The sequence below is a fragment of the Mesocryomonas lacus genome (assembly GCF_055730105.2).
Map to the genome: position 1 here is coordinate 1 of NZ_JBUZWF020000013.1, position 19,727 is coordinate 19,727.

17 protein-coding genes and 1 tRNA gene are annotated in these 19,727 nt (G+C 64.2%); 12 read left to right on the forward strand and 6 right to left on the reverse strand.

Going from position 1 to position 19,727, the window contains the following annotated elements; translation table 11 throughout:
- Positions 1-226 precede the first annotated feature (226 nt).
- Positions 227-1,375 carry a glycosyltransferase gene (locus tag ACZLZQ_RS23995; RefSeq protein WP_472951818.1) on the reverse strand — a complete coding sequence of 383 codons (1,149 nt, stop codon included), beginning with the start codon at positions 1,373-1,375 and terminating at the stop codon, positions 227-229.
- Between the two features lie 152 nt (positions 1,376-1,527).
- A complete protein-coding gene (locus tag ACZLZQ_RS24000; protein ID WP_472951819.1) occupies positions 1,528-2,559 on the reverse strand; it encodes a glycosyltransferase family 2 protein in 1,032 nt (343 codons plus the stop codon).
- A 206-nt stretch (positions 2,560-2,765) separates the two neighbouring features.
- Between ACZLZQ_RS24000 and ACZLZQ_RS24005 the strand changes: the two genes are divergently transcribed.
- The 5 genes from ACZLZQ_RS24005 to ACZLZQ_RS24025 all read left to right on the forward strand — a co-directional run bounded on the left by ACZLZQ_RS24005 (position 2,766) and on the right by ACZLZQ_RS24025 (position 8,293).
- Complete coding sequence (locus ACZLZQ_RS24005) at positions 2,766-3,551, forward strand: 3-deoxy-manno-octulosonate cytidylyltransferase (RefSeq protein WP_472951820.1); 786 nt, start codon at positions 2,766-2,768, stop codon at positions 3,549-3,551.
- Positions 3,552-3,656: 105 nt separating this feature from the next.
- Positions 3,657-3,732, forward strand: a tRNA-Trp gene (locus tag ACZLZQ_RS24010).
- Between the two features lie 193 nt (positions 3,733-3,925).
- The gene (locus ACZLZQ_RS24015) at positions 3,926-4,810 is read left to right on the forward strand and encodes a DMT family transporter (protein WP_472951822.1); all 885 of its coding nucleotides are present in this window, start codon (positions 3,926-3,928) and stop codon (positions 4,808-4,810) included.
- Between the two features lie 222 nt (positions 4,811-5,032).
- A complete protein-coding gene (gene tkt / locus ACZLZQ_RS24020; protein WP_472951824.1) occupies positions 5,033-7,078 on the forward strand; it encodes a transketolase in 2,046 nt (681 codons plus the stop codon).
- 282 nt (positions 7,079-7,360) lie between these two features.
- Positions 7,361-8,293, forward strand: a complete 933-nt coding sequence (locus ACZLZQ_RS24025; protein WP_472951832.1) for a quinoprotein relay system zinc metallohydrolase 2 — start codon at positions 7,361-7,363, stop codon at positions 8,291-8,293.
- A 163-nt stretch (positions 8,294-8,456) separates the two neighbouring features.
- Here the strand turns inward: ACZLZQ_RS24025 and ACZLZQ_RS24030 are convergent, their stop codons facing one another.
- From ACZLZQ_RS24030 to ACZLZQ_RS24045, 4 genes are read right to left on the reverse strand one after another with little or no spacing between them, the layout of a single operon-like run.
- Complete coding sequence (locus ACZLZQ_RS24030) at positions 8,457-9,410, reverse strand: metal ABC transporter substrate-binding protein (RefSeq protein ID WP_472951826.1); 954 nt, start codon at positions 9,408-9,410, stop codon at positions 8,457-8,459.
- Between the two features lie 12 nt (positions 9,411-9,422).
- Positions 9,423-10,295, reverse strand: coding sequence for a metal ABC transporter permease (locus ACZLZQ_RS24035; RefSeq protein WP_472933168.1), 873 nt, complete (start codon positions 10,293-10,295; stop codon positions 9,423-9,425).
- Entirely contained in the window at positions 10,292-11,044 is a 753-nt protein-coding gene (locus ACZLZQ_RS24040) for a metal ABC transporter ATP-binding protein (protein WP_472951828.1), read from the reverse strand. Before ACZLZQ_RS24040 ends, ACZLZQ_RS24035 begins: the two co-directional genes overlap by 4 nt.
- The gene (locus ACZLZQ_RS24045; RefSeq protein ID WP_472951829.1) at positions 11,041-11,190 is read right to left on the reverse strand and encodes a hypothetical protein; all 150 of its coding nucleotides are present in this window, start codon (positions 11,188-11,190) and stop codon (positions 11,041-11,043) included. Before ACZLZQ_RS24045 ends, ACZLZQ_RS24040 begins: the two co-directional genes overlap by 4 nt.
- Positions 11,191-11,714: 524 nt before the next feature.
- On the opposite strand from ACZLZQ_RS24045, the gene secE reads away from it, so the two are divergent.
- The 7 genes from secE (at position 11,715) to rpoB (ending at position 19,644) form a co-directional block, all read left to right on the forward strand.
- Positions 11,715-11,915 carry a preprotein translocase subunit SecE gene (gene secE, locus ACZLZQ_RS24050; protein ID WP_472933174.1) on the forward strand — a complete coding sequence of 67 codons (201 nt, stop codon included), beginning with the start codon at positions 11,715-11,717 and terminating at the stop codon, positions 11,913-11,915.
- A 22-nt stretch (positions 11,916-11,937) separates the two neighbouring features.
- Positions 11,938-12,468 carry a transcription termination/antitermination protein NusG gene (gene nusG, locus ACZLZQ_RS24055; RefSeq protein ID WP_472933176.1) on the forward strand — a complete coding sequence of 177 codons (531 nt, stop codon included), beginning with the start codon at positions 11,938-11,940 and terminating at the stop codon, positions 12,466-12,468.
- A 174-nt stretch (positions 12,469-12,642) separates the two neighbouring features.
- The gene (gene rplK, locus ACZLZQ_RS24060; protein WP_472933178.1) at positions 12,643-13,071 is read left to right on the forward strand and encodes a 50S ribosomal protein L11; all 429 of its coding nucleotides are present in this window, start codon (positions 12,643-12,645) and stop codon (positions 13,069-13,071) included.
- Between the two features lie 4 nt (positions 13,072-13,075).
- A complete protein-coding gene (gene rplA, locus ACZLZQ_RS24065) occupies positions 13,076-13,771 on the forward strand; it encodes a 50S ribosomal protein L1 (protein WP_472937524.1) in 696 nt (231 codons plus the stop codon).
- A 402-nt stretch (positions 13,772-14,173) separates the two neighbouring features.
- Positions 14,174-14,692 carry a 50S ribosomal protein L10 gene (gene rplJ, locus ACZLZQ_RS24070; RefSeq protein WP_472933181.1) on the forward strand — a complete coding sequence of 173 codons (519 nt, stop codon included), beginning with the start codon at positions 14,174-14,176 and terminating at the stop codon, positions 14,690-14,692.
- A gap of 51 nt (positions 14,693-14,743) precedes the next feature.
- Positions 14,744-15,121, forward strand: coding sequence for a 50S ribosomal protein L7/L12 (rplL, locus tag ACZLZQ_RS24075; RefSeq protein WP_472933183.1), 378 nt, complete (start codon positions 14,744-14,746; stop codon positions 15,119-15,121).
- Between the two features lie 389 nt (positions 15,122-15,510).
- Positions 15,511-19,644, forward strand: coding sequence for a DNA-directed RNA polymerase subunit beta (rpoB, locus tag ACZLZQ_RS24080; RefSeq protein WP_472937526.1), 4,134 nt, complete (start codon positions 15,511-15,513; stop codon positions 19,642-19,644).
- Positions 19,645-19,727: the final 83 nt, after the last annotated feature.

Here is a 19,727-nt window from a genome sequence, read left to right on the forward strand (position 1 = left end):
CGTCGAACGTCTGCAAATGAAAAGCAGGCCCGAAAGGGCCTGCTTTTTTTATGCCTGTTCTCAAGGGCAGCGACGGCGCCCCGCAGCAATAGGCAGGGATGCGTTGACTGGTCTGCCGGAATAGAAGAGGCCCGGAAATCGAAACGATCTCCGGGCCTTTCAAGGCAGCGAATGTAAACGCCGGAATGCCGTACCGCTATAGGTCGGCACAGCGTTTTAGGCGGGATCAGATCCGGCGGTAGCCGATGCCCGACCAGCGACGAAATTTCGTCAGCAGCGACACATTGCTGTTGGCGGCCTCCGCCTGCTCGCCGGCGATCTGCTTCCAGGTCTCCAGCAGCGGCAGAAGAACCTTGCGGTCGTCGAACAGGCGGAAGGCGCGCTCGCGCGAGATCTCGTCCGCCTTCGCCCATTCCGCGTCGCTCCAGCCTTCGCAGGCCCTGATCAGCGCCACCGCCTCGTCCTCGGACGCATAGAGCCGGCCGGCCTCGCCGATGTACTCGTCGGCGCCCTCGACATTGCGGGCGACGACAGTACAGCCGGCCGCCATGGCCTCGGCGATCGACACGGGCATGCCGAAGGAGACGGTCGGGTCGTAGGTGTGGACGTAGATGCCGGCTTCGCTGAGATAGGCGGCGACTTCCTCATAGGTGATGTCGTGCACCATCTCGACCGGGCTGCCGAGATCGCGGTTGATCTGCTCGAGCTCGCGGTAGTGATCGTTCGGCCCGAGGCTGCAGAGGATCAGCACCGCACGGTATTCCGGCAGGCGGCTGGCGATGCGGATGAAGGTGGCAAGGTCCTTCGGCTGCTTGCAGGCGGCCGTCCGCACGATCATCTTGCGGTTCTTCTCGACCTGCGGCGCGAGCCACTCCGGATGGAAGCAGGAGACCATTGGCAGGATCTTGCTGGTCGCCGAGCCCCATTTGTTCGCGAGGTGCGGGAACATGTAGAGCCGCTCGATCGTCGGCTCGCGCTCGACGCGGGCGATCTGCTTCGGCACGAAGTGCCAGTGGCCGCGCGCCGTCAGTGGGATGCCCATGCGCTTGGCGGCATCCTTGTACTTCAGCGCGGTCTGGGTCCAGTGCGTGTGGACGACGTCCGGCTTCACGCGCTCGATGGTCTCGAGCAGCGTTCCGCGGTGGACGAGGACGTCGCACTGCGCCTGAGACTTCGGCTCGCCGCGCGACCAAACCTCGATGTGCACGCCCCAGCCCTGCATGCGCTGGATCTCGGCATTGATGTAAGATTCGGACAACTGCGGGAAGCTATCCAGTGCGTAGAGCACCTTCAGCGGGGTTCCGTCCCGCTTCAGAACGGGCGGATGCTGCTCCGAATCCTGCCCTGCACCCCAATCGGCGACCAAAGCTGACATGACTCTTCCTTTCGGGAAATACTTCTCCGCGTGATCGTTACAAAAGATTGGCGGCTCACTCAACCAAAGCCTTGGCGTTGGCTGACAAAGTGATGCGCTGTGACATCGGCGACGATGCTGTGATCACGCCTGACGGAAGGGGTGCCCGACCGTTAGTTCCGGATGTCCTGCATGAAGCCCTGTCGCAGCATGGCCTCGGACCCCTCGAAACGCAGCGACCCGGCATAGCGGAAGTCGGCCTCGGCGTTAAATCCGGCATGGCCGACGATCGACTTGTAGTAGCTGGCCCCGTTGTAGTGGGTGCCGCGTGCCGCGATCTCGGTGAATTCCTCGACGGCGCCCGGAGAGAATTTGTAGTGCAGTAGCACGGCCTGGACGGGCGAGAAGTTCCGCGCGATCGGCAGCGGGCCATGATGGCTGCCGCCGTTGAATTGGGTGGCGTCGTCGGCGAAGATCACCGGGAACTTGGTCAGCCGCATGTTGGTGCCGAACAGGCGGCGGCGCGGGCCGCCGCGGATGGCCGTGCAGAACTTGTCGTTGCCGATGCCGTAGCCGTCGCCGTCATAGAGCGGGCAGATCGCCGTCGGCAGGGCTTCGGCGGCCTCCGCCTGTTGGGCGGCGCCCAGCGCCCCATCGGGATAGATGTCGATCATCGAGGCCAGCGAGCGCTTGGCGCCGATCCGCTCGAGGTCCGCGATGAAGGCGGAGAGCGGCCTCGTCTCGCAGCCGGGAAAGATCAGGTACTCGTCGCTGTCGATCGAGACGTACCAGCGGCCGCGGCCGTAGAGATCGACCAGCATGTCCCGCCAGGCGAGCCCCCCGCCGGCATCGCTAAAACCGACATTCGATTCGTAGAGATCGACACCCCCGGCGGCGAGGAGGAGAGGGCGCGTGCCGTCGCTCGAGCGATCGTCGACGAAGGCGAAGCGTTTCACCCCCAGCCGGCGGTAGTGCGCGAGGAAGGAGGGCAGGTACTTCTCGGCATTCTTCATGATGCAGATCAACACGACATCGGAGCGCCCGAGATCGCCCGAGGCGTGGTGCACCCGCGTCAGCTCGATGCCGTCGCGGCTCTTGGCCCGCTGGCGGAAACGCCGGTTGCGGAAGGGCAGCTGCAACCGCTCGAACAGGCCGGGCTTGCCGATCTGGCGCCAGTCGTCGGGGTGTTTCACGGGATACTGCATGGCACGGGGGCCTCGTTTATCGTCGACCCGCTCGTGACATATGCGTCCATCCGTGGCAACGCCGAAGCGCCGCCGGGCAAGGCGCGCGCGGGATGCCCTCGACATTCGGTGCTTCTTGTGGCGACGTCGCCGCAACGTTATCTGCCGGCAGCGCACCCTTTGCGCACCCGCCCGGCTCGACCGATCATTCAGCATGGATATCCGCAGTGGCAGATGACACCGGCACCGAGTTCTGGCGCTCGCTCTTGTCGACCTACGAGACGATCGTCCTGGTGGCCAACAGCGAGGAGGCGCTGGCCGTCGATCTCGGCGCGCGCTGGCCGAGCGCAACGCTGTTCGTCTTCTTCAACGACGCACGCCGTGTGGTCGCCGAACGGTTCGACCGGGATGCGCTTCTGGTGCTGCGCAGCGGCCGCGAGGGGCCGAGCGTCATCCGGCGCAACCGCCTCGGCCCGGTCGCGGCCTGTTTCGCACCGGGGCGGCTGAAGGGGATCCTCAACCTCGTGGTCGCCGAGACCGAGGCATCGGCCAGCCTTAGCGAACACGAGGGCTGCCCGGTGGTCCCGCTGGATCTGACCGGCTATTTTGCCGATCGCTATACCGGCGGCAAGATTCCGAGCAGCGGCTACGCCATGGCGGTCTGGATCAGCGCCATGCTGCCGGACGCCCGCGTCGTTCTCTGCGGTTTCAATGCCCTGCGGTCGGAGAACTGGAAAGTGTTCGACATTCACGACTGGGCGTTCGAGCAGACGGCCTTGCGCCTCGCCACCCGCCTCGGCTCCCTCGAGATCGAGGGCACCCCGCGCGCGGGTCCTGATGCCGTGACCGCCCTGCAAGCCCAGTTTCCCGGCGCCGATCTGTCGGCGTTGCTCGCCGTGCACGCCGAAGTCCTCGCCGAGCGGCTCGAGCATACCAACCGTTTCGTCGACAAGCTCTGGTCGCTGACCCGCTTCAGCCGCCTTGGCCGCAAGCTGCTGACCTTCTGGCGCTAGGGACCGGTCCAGCGCGGCGGCTGAGAAGCGCCATGAATCATGTGGAGATCCGACCGAAAGGGCTTGCCAAGCCAACGGCCAGCGACTAATCGGGGATCATTCTAAAGGGGCATAGCTCAGTTGGTAGAGCGGCGGTCTCCAAAACCGCAGGTCGTCGGTTCGAGCCCGGCTGCCCCTGCCAGGACATTTTGATCACCCGCATATTTCGCTGAACCTGGTACGCTCGCCTTTTGGCGATGCCCGGCACTCGCGTCTGCGGTTTCCCGGCAATTTGCCGCTGATGCCCGGTGACAAACGCCGCGCGATGCGGCAGAGCACGGGCGAGAGCAGAGCAGCGACCGGACCGGTTCGCCGGGTCGCGTCGGGGTGGACAGGTGCAGAACGGCGTTTTCCTGGCATTTCTCGCCTACATCGCATTCGCGATCAGCGATGCCTCGGTCAAGTTCATCGACGGCAGTCTCGATGCCTTTCAGGTCGCCTTCACCGGCGCGCTTCTCAGCATGCTGACGTTGCCCTTCATCCGGCGGCCGAATGAGCGTCTGACCGACATCTTCCGTTCGACGCGTCGCCCGCTCTGGACCGCCCGCGCTTTGCTGACGGCGGTCTCGGCGACCTCCAGCGTCATGGCTTTCACGCATCTCTCGATGCCGGAAGCGTTTTCGGTGATCTTCCTGATGCCGATTATCGTGACGCTGCTCTCGATCGTCTTCCTGAAGGAGAAGGTTGGCGGCTGGCGCTGGTCGGCGGTGCTGATCGGCTTCGTCGGTGTCCTCGTGGTGTTGCGCCCCGGTTTTCGTGAGCTCGGCATCGGCCATGCCGCAGCACTCGTCGGAGCGTTTTCCGGTGCCGGCTCGGTCGTCACCTTTCGGATGGCCGGGCCGGAGGAGAAGCGCATTTCCCTCTTCGGCGCCGGTCTTCTCGGCGCGCTGGTGCTGAACGGCATCCTGATGCTGCCGTCTTGGATGAACCCGGACCTCCTCCAGATTGCCTATCTCCTGGTCTACGGCCTGCTGATGGCTCTCGGGCAGGTGCTGATCATGCTCGCGGTGCAATATGCTCCGGCCAGCCAGATCGCCGTCCCGCAATACAGCCAGATGATCTGGGCACTGATGTTCAGCTATCTCGTCTTCCATCAGCCGGTGGACGCCATGTCTTTCCTCGGCATCGGGCTTATCATCGTGGCCGGCCTGCTGACCTGGGCGCGCGAGCGGATCAAGCTGCCTTTCTTGCGCCGCTCCTCGGTGATCCGGCCGCGCTGACCGGCAGCGTTGCCGGTTTGGGACTGTCCCCGGCATCCCGTGCAGGCTGCCGCAGCAAGCCGGGCGGCATGACCAGCTTCGATGGCCACTCGACAATGCGCCGGAATGCGCGCACCACCGGGCAGCGCCGTCGGGCGCGACCGGGGCGGGGTTTCTATGGACCGCCACGGCCCTGCCATACCCATCCGTTTTGGATGATTTCGCCAAGAAGGAGTTTCCCCAATGGCTGACGCACTCTCCCCCGCCGTCCCGAAAGCCGTTCCCGCGCCGCGCGACCAGCACCTGCGCGATCTCGCCGACTGCATCCGTTTCCTGTCGATGGACGCGGTGCAGCAGGCCAAGAGCGGCCATCCCGGCGCGCCGATGGGCATGGCCGACATTGCGACCGTCCTCTACAAGGATTTCATGCAGTTCGATGCGGCCGATCCGCATTGGTTCGACCGCGACCGCTTCCTTCTGTCGAACGGCCACGGTTCGATGCTGCTCTACAGCCTGCTGTACCTGACGGGCTCGAAGGACATGACGCTGGAGGAGCTGAAGCGCTTCCGGCAGGTCGGCAGCAAGACCGCCGGCCATCCCGAATACAAGCATGCCGACGGCATCGAGACGACGACCGGTCCGCTAGGCCAGGGCCTCGCCAACTCGGTCGGCTTCGGATTGGCCGAGCGCATCCTGAATGCCAAGTTCGGCGACGACATCTGCGATCACTGGACCTATGTCTTCATGGGCGATGGCTGCTTGATGGAGGGCCTGAGCCAGGAGGCGATCTCCATGGCGGGCCATTTCAAGCTTGGCAAGCTCATCGCCTTCTGGGACGACAATTCGATCTCCATTGACGGCGCGACGAGCCTTGCGGTTTCCGATAACGAGATCGAGCGATTCCGCGCGTCAGGTTGGCATGTCCAGGAGATCGACGGGCACGATACCGACGCCATCCGGGACGCGATCACCGCGGCGCGCGCGGTCACCGACAAGCCGTCGATGATCGCCTGCAAGACCATCATCGGCTTCGGCTTCCCGACCAAGGCCGGCACTCAGAAGGCGCACAGCGACGCCCCCGGTGAGGAAGAGATCGCCGGTGCCCGCAAGCTCCTCGGCTGGGATTCGCCGCCTTTCGTCATTCCTGATCATCTCCTCAGCGCCTGGCGGGAGATCGGCGCCAAGGGCCGTACCGCGCGGGCGGCCTGGGCCGACCGGGTGAAGGCGCTGCCGGATGGGCTGCGGCAGGAGTTCGAGCGCCGGAACGACGGCGAACTGCCGGCGGATTGGAAGAACGCCATCGCGGCCGCGAAGACTGAGTTTCGCGCCGGCGAGAAGGACCTCGCGACGCGGCAGGCAAGCGGCATCGTGCTCGACCATCTGGCCGCGGTCCTGCCGGAACTGCTCGGTGGATCAGCCGACCTTACGCCGTCGAACAATACCAAGGCGAAGGGCATGGTCGAGATCCGTGCCGACGACTTCAACGGCACCTACATGCACTATGGCGTGCGCGAGCACGGCATGGCGGCGGCGATGAACGGCATCGCCCTGCATGGTGGCCTGATTCCCTATGGCGGCACCTTCCTGTGCTTCTCCGACTATTGCCGCCCGTCGATCCGGCTCGCCGCGCTGATGCAGATTCGCACGATCTTCGTCATGACGCACGATTCGATCGGTCTTGGCGAAGACGGTCCGACGCACCAGCCGGTCGAGCATCTGGCGGCTTTGCGGGCCATTCCGCAGCTCGCGGTCTACCGTCCGGGTGACCCGGTCGAGACCGCCGAGTGCTGGGAGCTGATCCTCGATGCGCCCCGTCGCGCCGCGCTGATCGCGCTGTCGCGCCAGCCCATGCCGCTGCTGCGGCGCGAGGAGGGCACGGAAAACCGCTCGGCGCGCGGTGCTTACGTCCTCTGCGAGGCCGAGGGTGGCGAGCGCCAGCTGACGCTGATCGGCACCGGCTCCGAGCTGCAGCTGGCAGTCAAGGCGCGCGAGATCCTGCAGAAGGAGGGCATCCCGACCGCCGTCGTCTCGATGCCGTGCCACCTCCTGTTCGAAGAGCAGGATGCCGCCTACAAGAAGTCGGTGATGGGCAAGACCCATGCGCGGGTTGCGGTCGAGGCCGCGGTGGAGCTTGGCTGGGGCCGCTATATCGGCTTCCACGGCCGTTTCGTCGGCATGCACAGTTTCGGTGCTTCGGGCAAGATCGGTGACGTCTACGAGAAGTTCGGCATCACGACCGAGGCGGTGGTCCGCGCCGCACGCGAAAGCCTCGCCGACGTCGCTGGCTGACCGCAGCCAACCTTCGCGTTGAGGAAGAGGGCGGCCTGGTTTTCCAGCCGCCCTTTTTCGTATCCGGCACAGCACTCATCGTCACGCCCGCAATGGCCTCCACTGGATTACGTGAGCAATTCTTGGTGGTTGCCCGGTGACAGGCGAGCGGACCGGCGCCATCTTGATCTCACAAACGGGCCGAAGTGTCCGGGGAGGATCGCCATGTGCCAGGAATTCGATAGCGACGCCGCGTCTGTTAATCCGCTGGGCCGTCGTCTGACGCGACGCCGTTTCGGCTGTCTGGCACTGCCGGCGCTGGTTCTGCCATGGCTCCCCGGCGTTGCGCTGGCAGATACCGCGCCTTCGGAACCCGTCAGGCCTTTGCCGATGCGCGAGATTGCGGCTGGCGTCTATGTCCACCACGGCGCCATCGATCTGATGCGGGAAGCCAATGACGGCGCAATCGCCAATATCGGGTTCATCGTCGGGCGCGACAGCGTCGCGGTGATCGACAGCGGCGGCAGCGTGCGGGAGGGGCGCCAGCTTCTGGAGGCCGTGCGGGCAGTCACCCGTCTTCCGATCCGCTACGTCGTCAACACCCACATGCATCCCGACCACGTCTTCGGCAATGCCGCTTTCCTCGGCGGCGACGCGGTCTTCGTCGGCCACCATAACCTGGCGGCCGCGCTGGCGGCGCGGCGGGACTCCTATCTCGCTTCGAATGTCGAACTCATGGGCGCAGCGTTGATGGCGGAGGTGGCCATTGTCCCGCCGACGCTTGCGGTCGACGAGACGGTGGCGCTCGATCTCGGGGGGCGGACGCTGCAGCTGAGAGCCTGGCGGACGGCGCACACCGACAACGACCTGACCGTTCTCGACGAGGCCAGCGGAACGCTGTTTGCTGGCGATCTCGTGTTTCTCGAGCATTGCCCGACCTTCGACGGAAGTCTAATCGGCTGGCTCGATGTTCTCGGCGGCCTCAATGCCATCAACGCGGCAAGGCTCGTACCCGGGCATGGCCCGGTCGATGCGCCTTGGCGCGCAGCGTCGGTCGATACCGAGCGATACCTTGGCGTGCTCGCCCGCGACCTTCGACGGTCGATCGCGGATGGCCTGTCGTTGACTGCGGCGCTGGAGACAGCGGGACAGTCTGAGGCTGGGAAATGGCAGCTTTTCGAGGAATACAACCGGCGCAATGCGACTGGCGCGTATGCCGAACTCGAGTGGGAGTGACGTCGGACGTTCAGCCTGCTGACTTGTAGCAAAACATTCAAAATACTTTTTATCTGTTTGATTCTAAAAATTATCTGACGACTACCCTCGCGAATGTGAAGGAGGTGGTTTGAGCATGGCAGCGACAAGCGGGGCGGCCCGGAGCCGCCCCGCTTGTCCAGTATCAGCTGGTCTTCAGCGCCTTGACGATCTGGTCGACATTGTTCTGAAACATCTTGAGATAGGTCGACGCGGGGCCATCGGGGCCCGACAGCGCGTCGGAGTAGAGCGTGCCGCCGATCTTTGCCTTCGTCTCGCTGGCGATCCGGTCGATCAGGCGGGGATCGCTGACGTTCTCGATGAAGACGGCCCGGATGCCCTCGCTCTTGATCTGGTCGATAATCTTGGCGACGTCCGAGGCGGAAGCCTCCGACTCCGTCGAGACGCCCTCCGGCGCGATAAAGTTCACATCGTAGGCCCGGGCGAAATAGCCGAAGGCATCGTGCGAGGTGACGGCCTTGCGGTATGCCTTCGGCACGGTGGCGAGTTCCGCCTTGACCGTCGCGTCCATCTCCTTGATCGCCGCGATGAACGTATCGCCCTTGGCGCGGTAGTCGGCGGCATTGTTGGGATCGGCGGCCGACAGGCCTTTTACGATGTTCTCGGCGTAGACGACACCGTTCGACAGGTCCTGCCAGGCGTGCGGGTCGTTGATGTGGTGGTGATGGTCTTCGCCGGCTTTGCCCGGCACTTCCGCGGCATGGTCTTCCTCTTGCTCCTCCCGGGTGAAGGGGATCGGCTTCAGCCCGGTCGTCGCAACGATCTCGGTGCCCTTGAAGCCGGCGGTATCGCCCAGCCGGGTCATCCAGCCCTCGAACTGCAGACCGTTGACGACGAGCAACTGCGCCGCGGAGACCGCCCGCACGTCCGACGGGGTCGGCTCATAGACGTGCGCGTCGCCATCCGGCCCGACGAGGGTCGTCAGCTCCACGTGGTCGCCACCGATTTCACTGACCATGTCGCCGAGGATCGAGAAAGAGGCGACAACCTTGACCTTGTCGGCGGCCGAGGCGGTGCCGCCAAGGGCCAGCGCCGAAGCACCGAAGGCGAGGGAAAGCAAGAGGTTACGGATGCGCATTGACGCTGCCTTTCAAGAGTGGAAGTGCGGGCGGTGGAGGGTGCGTGCCAGGACACTGTCGAAGCGGCCGAACAGCACCGAGACGGCGTAGACAACGCTCGCCGACAATATGATCGCCGGGGAGGCCGGCAGATCGTTGTGGTAGGAGACGAGAAGTCCGACGAAGGATGCCGCGAGCCCGACGATGGCTGCCGCGAGCATCTGCCCGGGGACGCTCTCGGCCCAGAAGCGGGAGGCCGCCGCCGGCAGCATCATGATACCGACCACCATCAGCGTTCCCAGCGCCTGGAAGCCGCCGACGAGGTTCAGCACCACTAGCGTGACGAACAGCATGTGCACGGCGCCGCCCCCACCACCGACCGAGCGCAGGAAGCCGGGGTCGAGGCATTCGGCGATCAGCGGGCGGTAAAACAGCGCGAGCACGACCATCGTCACCGTGGTGATCCCTGCCATCAGCAGGACCGCCGGATCGTTCAGCGCCAGCACCGTGCCGAACAGCACGTGCAGGAGGTCGATGTTCGAGCCGTGCACGGAGACCAGCAGCACGCCGAGCCCGAGCGAAGAGAGGTAGAAGGCGGCAAAGCTTGCATCCTCGCGCAAGGGCGTGAACCGCGAGACGAGGCCGGCCAGCACTGCCACGGCAAGGCCGGTGATCATGCCGCCGATGGTCATGGCGTAGACGGAGAAGCCGGCGATCAGGAAGCCGACCGCAGCGCCCGGCAGGATCGCATGGCTCATCGCGTCGCCGACCAGGCTCATCCGGCGCAGCACCAGAAGAACGCCGAGCGGGCAGGCGCCCAGCGCCAGCGCCAGGCAGCCGACGAGCGCCCTTCGCATGAAGCCGTACTCGACGAAGGGATGGATCAGGGTCGCGTAGAGGTTCATGCCGCGCTCCGCGCCGTGAAGCCGGGATCTTCCGACCATGTCTCGCTGATCTGCCGCGCCGTCTTCAGGCGGTCGGGCTGCAGGATCTCAGCCGTCGGCCCCCAGCCCACGAGCTCGCGGGCGATCAGCAAGGTCTCGGGGAAATGCTCTCGGACGAGATCCATGTCGTGCAGGACGGCGATCACCGTTCTCTGCTCGCCGTGCCAGCGGCGAACGATGGCCATGAGGTCGAGGACGGTGCGGGTGTCGATGGCGTTGAACGGCTCGTCGAGCAGCAGCAGGCGCGCATCCTGCACCAGGACGCGGGCGAACAGCGCCCGTTGCAGCTGGCCGCCCGACAGGGTGCCGATGCTGCGATGCTCGAAGCCGGACAGGCCGACGGCATCGATCGCCTCAGTGATCCGGTCGCGGGTCCGGCCGCGTATGCCGCCGAAGATGCCGGCATCGCGCCAGGCGCCGAGCGAGACGAGGTCGGCGACGTCGAGGGGAAAGGAGCGGTCGAGTTCATTGGCCTGCGGCAGGTAGGCAATATCGCGCCGGGCGACGCTACCAAGATGAACCGATCCCTGAGAGATCGGCAGCAAGCCCATGATACCCTTCAACAAGGTCGACTTGCCGGCCCCGTTGGGCCCGACCACGGCGGTGAGCGATCCACCGGCAAAGCTGCCGGAGACATGGTGCACCGCCGGCTGGCGGCGGTAGGCGAGCGTCAGGTCGTCGAGCCTGACGATGGGCGTGGCCGCGCTCACCGCCAAAGATCCAGCGCCAGGGCGACGGCGCACCAGAGAAAGAGGAGCGGCAAGGAGACGAGCGCCAGCCGCTGCAATGCCGAGCGCTGCAAGGCCGATGGGCGAGGGCGCCGCGGGGCCGCCTCCGTATCCGGTGATGATGTCATGACCAGTCTCTCAAGGGCCGCCTGCGGCGACCTCATTATGTGCGGGTCGCTTCAGGCGACCGGGTTGCGGCGACCCGTGGCAGCAGACGGACGATCTGCTGCAGCAGAGGTCTCCCCGACCAGAACCGCCGGGCTGTTGATAAATGTTATAAAGTTACAATCGCGCTTGGCAAGTACCATTTGACAGGAGGGTGGAAGGGACGGTGGACCGTCTCCTTCCCACGTCCGCTTTCGGCTCGGCGTCGAGAGCGACCAGCGACACGGCGATCTTGGTCATTTGCGCTAGGGGATGAACAGCGCATCAGTATGGCTTCAGGCTCGCCATTCTGGCAGTGAGTCAGCTGGCTTCCAGGCGGTGGCAGTCTGTCCGAAGGCTAAATTGGCTGCCGTTTGCCAATCGGCATTTGACTTGCATGAGGGCTTGTGAATCACCCGGCCCGCGGCTATGTAGAGCCAACATCTACATCCTTTTGGCGCGTGAGGCTGATGATCAGGCTCTACGCGCCTATAGCCGTGAGCACTCAATGGCTTCTAAGACCAATCCCGTGACCTTCATCAAGCAGGTCCAGACCGAGACGTCCAAGGTGACTTGGCCGTCGCGTCGCGAGACGATGATTTCCACGGCGATGGTGCTGGTGATGGTCGCCTTCGCGTCGATCTTTTTCTTCTTGGCTGATTTCGTGTTCGGATATGCGATGAGCGTGATCCAGGGCGCCAGCATCTGAACCGCGGAGACTTTGTAATTTCATGACGGCTCGTTGGTATATCGTTCAGGCCTATTCGAATTTTGAGAAGAAGGTCGCTGAATCGATCGAGGAACAGGCGCGCCAGAAGGGTCTGTCCGAAAAGTTCGAGAAGATCCTGGTGCCGACCGAGAAGGTCGTCGAAGTCCGCCGTGGTCGCAAGGTCGATGCCGAGCGGAAGTTCTTCCCCGGCTACGTGCTGGTGAAGGCCGAACTGACCGACGAAGTGTTCTCGATGATCAAGAACACCCCGAAGGTGACGGGCTTCCTTGGTCCCGACAACCGTCCGGTGGCGATCTCCGAGAGCGAGGCCAACCAGATCCTCAGCCAGGTGCAGGACGGCGTCGAGCGGCCAAAGCCGACGGTATCGTTCGAGATCGGCGAACAGATCCGCGTGTCCGACGGCCCGTTTGCTTCGTTCAACGGCACGGTCCAGGAAGTCGACCAGGAGCGCGCCCGCCTCAAGGTCGAGGTTTCGATCTTCGGCCGTGCGACGCCGGTCGATCTTGAATTCAGTCAGGTCGAAAAGGTCTGACCGAAGGAGCGGGGCTTCGGCCCCTGGCGCAAGCCACTCCAAAGCGTGCGGGAGGACCTGTCGTTTTAAGCCGACGACATGTCCGTACCGCGCAACTGCAAACGTGTCGCTCCGGCGGCCCATGCCGCTGCCATCCTCCGGGGTGGGGCGGCGTAACAACAAAGGCAGAAACGAATGGCTAAGAAGATTGCAGGCCAGCTGAAACTGCAGGTCAAGGCAGCTTCGGCGACCCCGTCCCCGCCGATCGGCCCGGCGCTCGGTCAGCGCGGCATCAACATCATGGAATTCTGCAAGGCGTTCAACGCCCAGACGCAGGAAATGGAGAAGGGCTCGCCCGTCCCCGTCGTCATCACCTATTACGTCGACAAGTCGTTCACGTTCGTGATGAAGACCGCGCCGGTCTCCTTCTTCCTGAAGAAGGCCGCTGGACTGACCGCTGGTTCCAAGGAGCCGGGCAAGGTCAATGCCGGTTCGGTGACGCGCGCACAGGTCAAGGAGATCGCCGAGGCGAAGCTCAAGGACCTCAATGCGAACGACATCGACGCAGCCATGCTGATGATCGAAGGTTCGGCCCGTTCCATGGGCCTGGAAGTGGTGGGCTGAGACCATGGCAAAAGCTGGAAAGCGTATCGTCAACGCACGTGACGGCATCGACCGCGAGAAGCTCTACGGCCTCACCGAGGCGCTGAAGATGCTGAAGGAGCGGGCCACCGCCAAGTTCGACGAGACCATCGAGATCGCGATGAACCTCGGCGTCGACCCCCGCCATGCCGACCAGATGGTCCGCGGCGTCGTCAACCTGCCGAACGGCACGGGCCGTACCGTCCGCGTCGCCGTGTTCGCCCGTGGCGACAAGGCTGAAGAAGCCCGCGCCGCTGGTGCCGACATCGTCGGTGCGGAAGATCTCGTCGAGCAGGTTCAGGCCGGCAACATCGACTTCGATCGCGCCATTGCGACCCCGGACATGATGGGCCTCGTCGGCCGCCTCGGTAAGGTCCTCGGCCCCCGCGGCCTGATGCCGAACCCGCGCGTTGGCACGGTGACCCCGGATGTCGCCGCCGCCGTCAAGGCGTCCAAGGGCGGTGCCGTCGAGTTCCGCGTCGAGAAGGCCGGCATCGTGCATGCCGGCGTCGGCAAGGCTTCGTTCGAGCTCGACGCGCTCGCCGAGAACATCCGCGCTTTCGCGGATGCGGTGACCCGCGCCAAGCCCTCGGGTGCCAAGGGCAACTACGTCCAGCGCATCTCGGTCACCTCGACCATGGGCCCAGGCGTCAAGGTCGAGCTGGCGAGCCTTCAGGCTTAAGCCGTTCGACGGGCCTCACGGCCATGTCATTTGAATTCGGGCGGCGGATCTGATCCGTCGCCCGTAGATGCGTTCCGGGATTCTGTCCCGGTGCATGGAGGTCGCAAGATCTCCGGAAGAGCTGAAAGGCTCCTCCGACCTGTCCAAGAGTGCAGGCGATACCAAGGCCTTGGCCGCGGTTCTTAATCGTCGAAAGCCTGCATTAGACGGGGAATGTTCCGATTTCCCAGGCGCTGCCTGGACTTTTGGTTCGAACCTCTGAATGCCTTGCGCCTGCCGTTGTTCCTCGGAATTTGCGGTTGCCAAGGGGACAGGATCCTCGAGCGTCGCCCGGGTGGTCCGGGTGGCTTAAGGCAACCGGCGGCTGTTCACGTTGAACGGTCGCTTAACTGGAGAGAGGCAGTGGAAAGAGCGGAAAAGCTCGAGTTCGTCACGGAGCTTCACGAGACCTTTAAGGCCTCGGGTGCTGTCGTGGTGGCTCGCTATGTCGGTCTCACCGTCGCGCAGATGAACGATCTTCGTTCGAAGATGCGCGCACAGGGAGCCACCGTCAAAGTCGCGAAGAACCGTCTTGCCAAGATCGCTCTTCAAGGCACCGACGCCGAACCGATCGCTGGACTTTTCGAAGGCCAGACACTGATCGCTTATTCTAGCGATCCGATCGCGGCGCCGAAGGTCGCCAACGATTACGCCAAGGGGAACGACAAGCTCGTCATCCTCGGCGGCTCGATGGGTAAGACCACCCTCGATGCGGACGGAGTGCGGGCACTTGCCACGCTTCCGTCGCTCGACGAACTGCGCGGCAAATTGCTCGGCATGCTTCAAACGCCAGCAACCCGCATCGCATCCGTCGTCGCCGCGCCAGCTTCGCAGCTGGCTCGCGTGTTCGCGGCATATGCCAAGAAGGACGAAGCGGCCTGAGGCACGGTTCCTCGCTGCATTCAAATTGTTCGAACCTGAAAGGAATATCACATGGCTGATCTGGCAAAGATCGTTGAAGAGCTGTCGACCCTGACCGTCCTCGAGGCGGCCGAACTGTCGAAGCTGCTTGAAGAAAAGTGGGGCGTCTCCGCCGCAGCACCGGTCGCCGTCGCGGCTGCCGGTGGTGGTGGTGCGGCTGCCGAGGCAGTCGAAGAGAAGACCGAGTTCGACGTGATCCTGACCTCTGCCGGCGCGCAGAAGATCAACGTCATCAAGGAAGTCCGCGCGATCACCTCGCTCGGCCTGAAGGAAGCCAAGGACCTGGTCGACGGTGCGCCGAAGCCGGTCAAGGAAGGCGTCAACAAGGAAGAAGCCGCCAAGATCAAGGACCAGCTCGAGAAGGCTGGTGCAACGGTCGAAGTCAAGTAATCGCGGGGGCGAGGCCCCGGCGTTTACCCAAGAAAAATGGGAGGCGGGACGGCATTTTTGCCGTTCCGCTTTCCGCGCTCCCGCAGTGTCGGCCCTCTGTCTGGCCTGCTGAGCGGACTGCGTCGGACGGTTATCCGAGTTGAACGGATACCGGAGCTTCGCAGGAAGATGTGACGCGGGCGCGACGCCCGGGTGCGGGTCTCCCGACGACCAGGGGTCGTGTGGAGACTCGGGCTGGCAGTCCCTTTCCTTGAAAGAGGGTGCCCGAATGCAAGTCGATGCTCCGAGGCCCGTTCGCGGTGGGCTCTTCGGGGCGTCCCTCTTTCGAGGAGAGGGACAGTGGTGTTCAGCCCTTTGGTCAAGGGCGCAGTCGAGATGAAGGAGCGACAATGTCTCAGACGACAACGTTCAGCGGTCGCAGGCGTGTGCGCAAGTTCTTCGGGTCCATCCCCGAGGTCGCCGAAATGCCGAACCTGATCGAGGTCCAGAAGGCCTCCTACGATCAGTTCCTGCTGGTGGACGAGCCGGAAGGCGGGCGGCCCGACGAGGGCCTGCAGGCCGTCTTCAAGTCCGTGTTCCCGATTTCCGACTTCTCCGGCCAGTCGATGCTCGAATTCGTCAAGTACGAGTTCGAAGCGCCGAAGTTCGACGTCGACGAATGCCGTCAGCGCGACATGACGTTTGCGGCGCCCCTCAAGGTGACGCTGCGCCTGATCGTGTTCGATATTGACCCGGACACCCAGTCCAAGTCGATCAAGGACATCAAGGAGCAGGACGTCTACATGGGCGACATGCCCCTGATGACCTCCAACGGCACCTTCATCGTCAACGGCACCGAGCGCGTCATCGTCTCGCAGATGCACCGTTCGCCGGGCGTGTTCTTCGACCACGACAAGGGCAAGAGCCATTCCTCGGGCAAGCTGCTGTTTGCCGCCCGCATCATCCCGTACCGCGGCTCCTGGCTCGACATCGAGTTCGATGCCAAGGACGTCGTCTTCGCGCGCATCGACCGCCGTCGCAAGATCCCTGTCTCGTCGCTGTTGATGGCGCTGGGCATGGACGGCGAGGAGATCCTCTCGACCTTCTACGACATCATCAAGTTCGAGAAGGACAAGGAGGGCTGGCGCGTGCCGTTCTCGGTTGAGCGCGTGCGCGGCCAGAAGGCCGTCACCGACATGGTCGACGCCGATACCGGTGAAGTGCTGGTCGAGGCCGGCAAGAAGGTCACGGCGCGCCAAGCCCGCCAGATGAAGGAAAAGGGCGTTGTCGCCCTGCGTGCCACCGAGGAGGAGCTCTGGGGCAACTACCTCGCCGAAGACATCGTCAACTACCAGACGGGCGAGGTTTATCTCGAGGCCGGCGACGAGATCGACGAGAAGAGCCTCAAGATCCTCATCGACGGCGGCCATGAAGAGATCGCCGTCCTCGACATCGATCACGTCACCGTCGGCGCCTACATCCGCTCGACGCTGGCCATCGACAAGAACGAGGGCCGTCAGGACGCGCTGTTCGACATCTACCGCGTCATGCGTCCGGGCGAGCCGCCGACCATGGACACGGCGGAAGCCATGTTCAACTCGCTGTTCTTCGACAAGGAGCGCTACGACCTCTCCGCCGTCGGCCGCGTCAAGATGAACATGCGTCTCGACGTCGACGCCGAGGACACCGTGCGCGTGCTGCGCAAGGAGGACATTCTCGCCGTCATCAAGACGCTGGTGAACCTGCGCGACGGCAAGGGCGAGATCGACGACATCGACAACCTCGGCAACCGCCGGGTTCGCTCGGTCGGCGAGCTGATGGAGAACCAGTACCGCGTAGGCTTGCTCCGCATGGAGCGCGCCATCAAGGAGCGCATGTCCTCGGTCGAGATCGACACGGTCATGCCGCAGGACCTGATCAACGCGAAGCCTGCGGCTGCGGCCGTGCGCGAGTTCTTCGGGTCGTCGCAGCTCTCGCAGTTCATGGATCAGACCAACCCGCTGTCGGAAATCACCCACAAGCGCCGTCTTTCGGCACTTGGACCCGGTGGTCTGACCCGCGAGCGTGCCGGCTTCGAAGTGCGCGACGTGCACCCGACGCATTACGGCCGCATCTGCCCGATCGAGACGCCGGAAGGCCCGAACATCGGTCTGATCAACTCGCTGGCGACGTTTGCGCGCGTCAACAAGTACGGCTTCATCGAGAGCCCGTACCGCAAGGTCATCGACAAGATCGTCACCCACGAGGTGGTCTATCTGTCGGCCATGGAAGAGGCCAAGCACCACGTCGCCCAAGCGAATGCGGCGCTGACCGACGACATGCGCTTTGCCGACGAGTTCGTGGTCTGCCGCCACTCGGGCGACGTCTTCATGACGCCGCGCGACAGCGTCGACCTGATGGACGTTTCGCCGAAGCAGCTGGTCTCGGTCGCGGCCGCGCTCATCCCGTTCCTCGAGAACGACGATGCGAACCGCGCCCTCATGGGCTCGAACATGCAGCGTCAGGCCGTGCCGCTGGTACGGGCCGAAGCGCCGTTCGTCGGCACCGGCATGGAGCCGATCGTGGCCCGTGACTCGGGCGCCGCGATCGGTGCCCGCCGGACCGGCATCGTCGACCAGGTGGATGCGACACGCGTCGTTATCCGCGCGACGGAAGATCTCGAACTCGGCAAGACCGGCGTCGACATCTACCGCCTGATGAAGTTCCAGCGTTCGAACCAGAACACCTGCATCAACCAGCGTCCGCTGGTCTCCGTGGGTGACCGGGTTCAGAAGGGCGACATCATCGCGGATGGCCCGTCCACTGATCTCGGCGATCTCGCCCTCGGCCGGAACGTGCTCGTCGCGTTCATGCCGTGGAACGGCTACAACTACGAGGACTCCATCCTCCTCTCCGAGCGCATCGTCGCCGACGACGTCTTCACCTCGATCCACATCGAGGAGTTCGAGGTCATGGCGCGCGATACCAAGCTCGGTCCTGAGGAAATCACCCGCGACATTCCGAACGTGTCGGAAGAGGCTCTGAAGAACCTCGACGAAGCGGGCATCGTCTACATCGGTGCGGAAGTCGCGCCCGGTGACATCCTCGTCGGCAAGATCACGCCCAAGGGCGAAAGCCCGATGACGCCGGAAGAAAAGCTTCTGCGCGCCATCTTCGGCGAGAAGGCGTCGGACGTCCGCGATACCTCGAACCGCATGCCGCCCGGCACCTACGGCACCGTCGTGGAAGTGCGCGTGTTCAACCGTCATGGCGTCGAGAAGGACGAGCGCGCCATGGCGATCGAGCGCGAGGAGATCGAGCGTCTCGCCAAGGACCGCGACGACGAGCAGGCGATCCTCGACCGTAACGTCTACGGCCGTCTGATCGACATGCTCGACGGCGTCGTCGCCGTCGCCGGCCCGAAGGGCTTTAAGAAGGGCGCCACGGTCAACCCGGACCTGATGCGCGAATATCCCCGCTCGCAGTGGTGGATGTTCGCCGTCGAGGACGAGCGGATCCAGGGCGAGCTCGAGGCGCTGCGCGGCCAGTACGACGAGTCCAAGAAGACCCTCGAAGGGCGCTTCATGGACAAGGTCGAGAAGGTGCAGCGCGGCGACGAACTGCCGCCCGGCGTCATGAAGCAGGTCAAGGTCTTCGTCGCCGTCAAGCGCAAGATCCAGCCGGGCGACAAGATGGCCGGCCGCCACGGCAACAAGGGTGTGGTCTCCCGCATCCTCGCGGTCGAGGACATGCCGTTCAACGAGGACGGCACGCATGTCGACATCGTGCTGAACCCGCTGGGCGTGCCCTCGCGCATGAACGTCGGACAGATCCTCGAGACGCATCTTGGCTGGGCCTGCGCGGGCATGGGCAAGAAGATCGGGGAGATGCTGGAGGTCTACCAGCAGTCGCTCGACGTGAAGCCGCTGCGCGACGAGATCGCCGAACTCCTCGGCGATAACGACCGCAACGAGAAGGTGAAGAACTACGACGACGCGTCGGTTCTGACCCTTGCCAAGCAGATGAAGCGTGGCGTTTCGATCGCGACGCCGGTCTTCGACGGCGCGGTGGAAGCCGACATCGTGCACATGCTGGAGAAGGCGGGGCTTAAGGGCTCTGGCCAGTCCACGCTGTACGATGGTCGTACCGGCGAGCCCTTCGACCGTCAGGTGACGGTCGGCTACATCTACATGCTGAAGCTGCACCATCTGGTGGACGACAAGATCCACGCCCGTTCGATCGGCCCGTACTCGCTGGTCACCCAGCAGCCGCTCGGTGGTAAGGCGCAGTTCGGCGGACAGCGCTTCGGCGAGATGGAGGTCTGGGCGCTCGAGGCCTATGGCGCGGCGTACACTCTGCAGGAAATGCTGACGGTGAAGTCTGACGACGTCGCCGGACGCACCAAGGTGTACGAGTCGATCGTCCGCGGCGACGATGCGTTCGAGTCGGGCATCCCCGAGAGCTTCAACGTTCTCGTCAAGGAAATGCGCTCGCTCGGCCTCGACGTCGATTTGGCCAACTCCGTCGAGCTGCCCTCGCTCGAACTTCCCGACGCGGCCGAATAGGCCGCGTCAGCAGCCGAAGAGGCTGCGACCCGCCGCGCAATGTCGCGGCCATGCTGGCGCCTTGCTTGAGGCGTCAGCTCGAC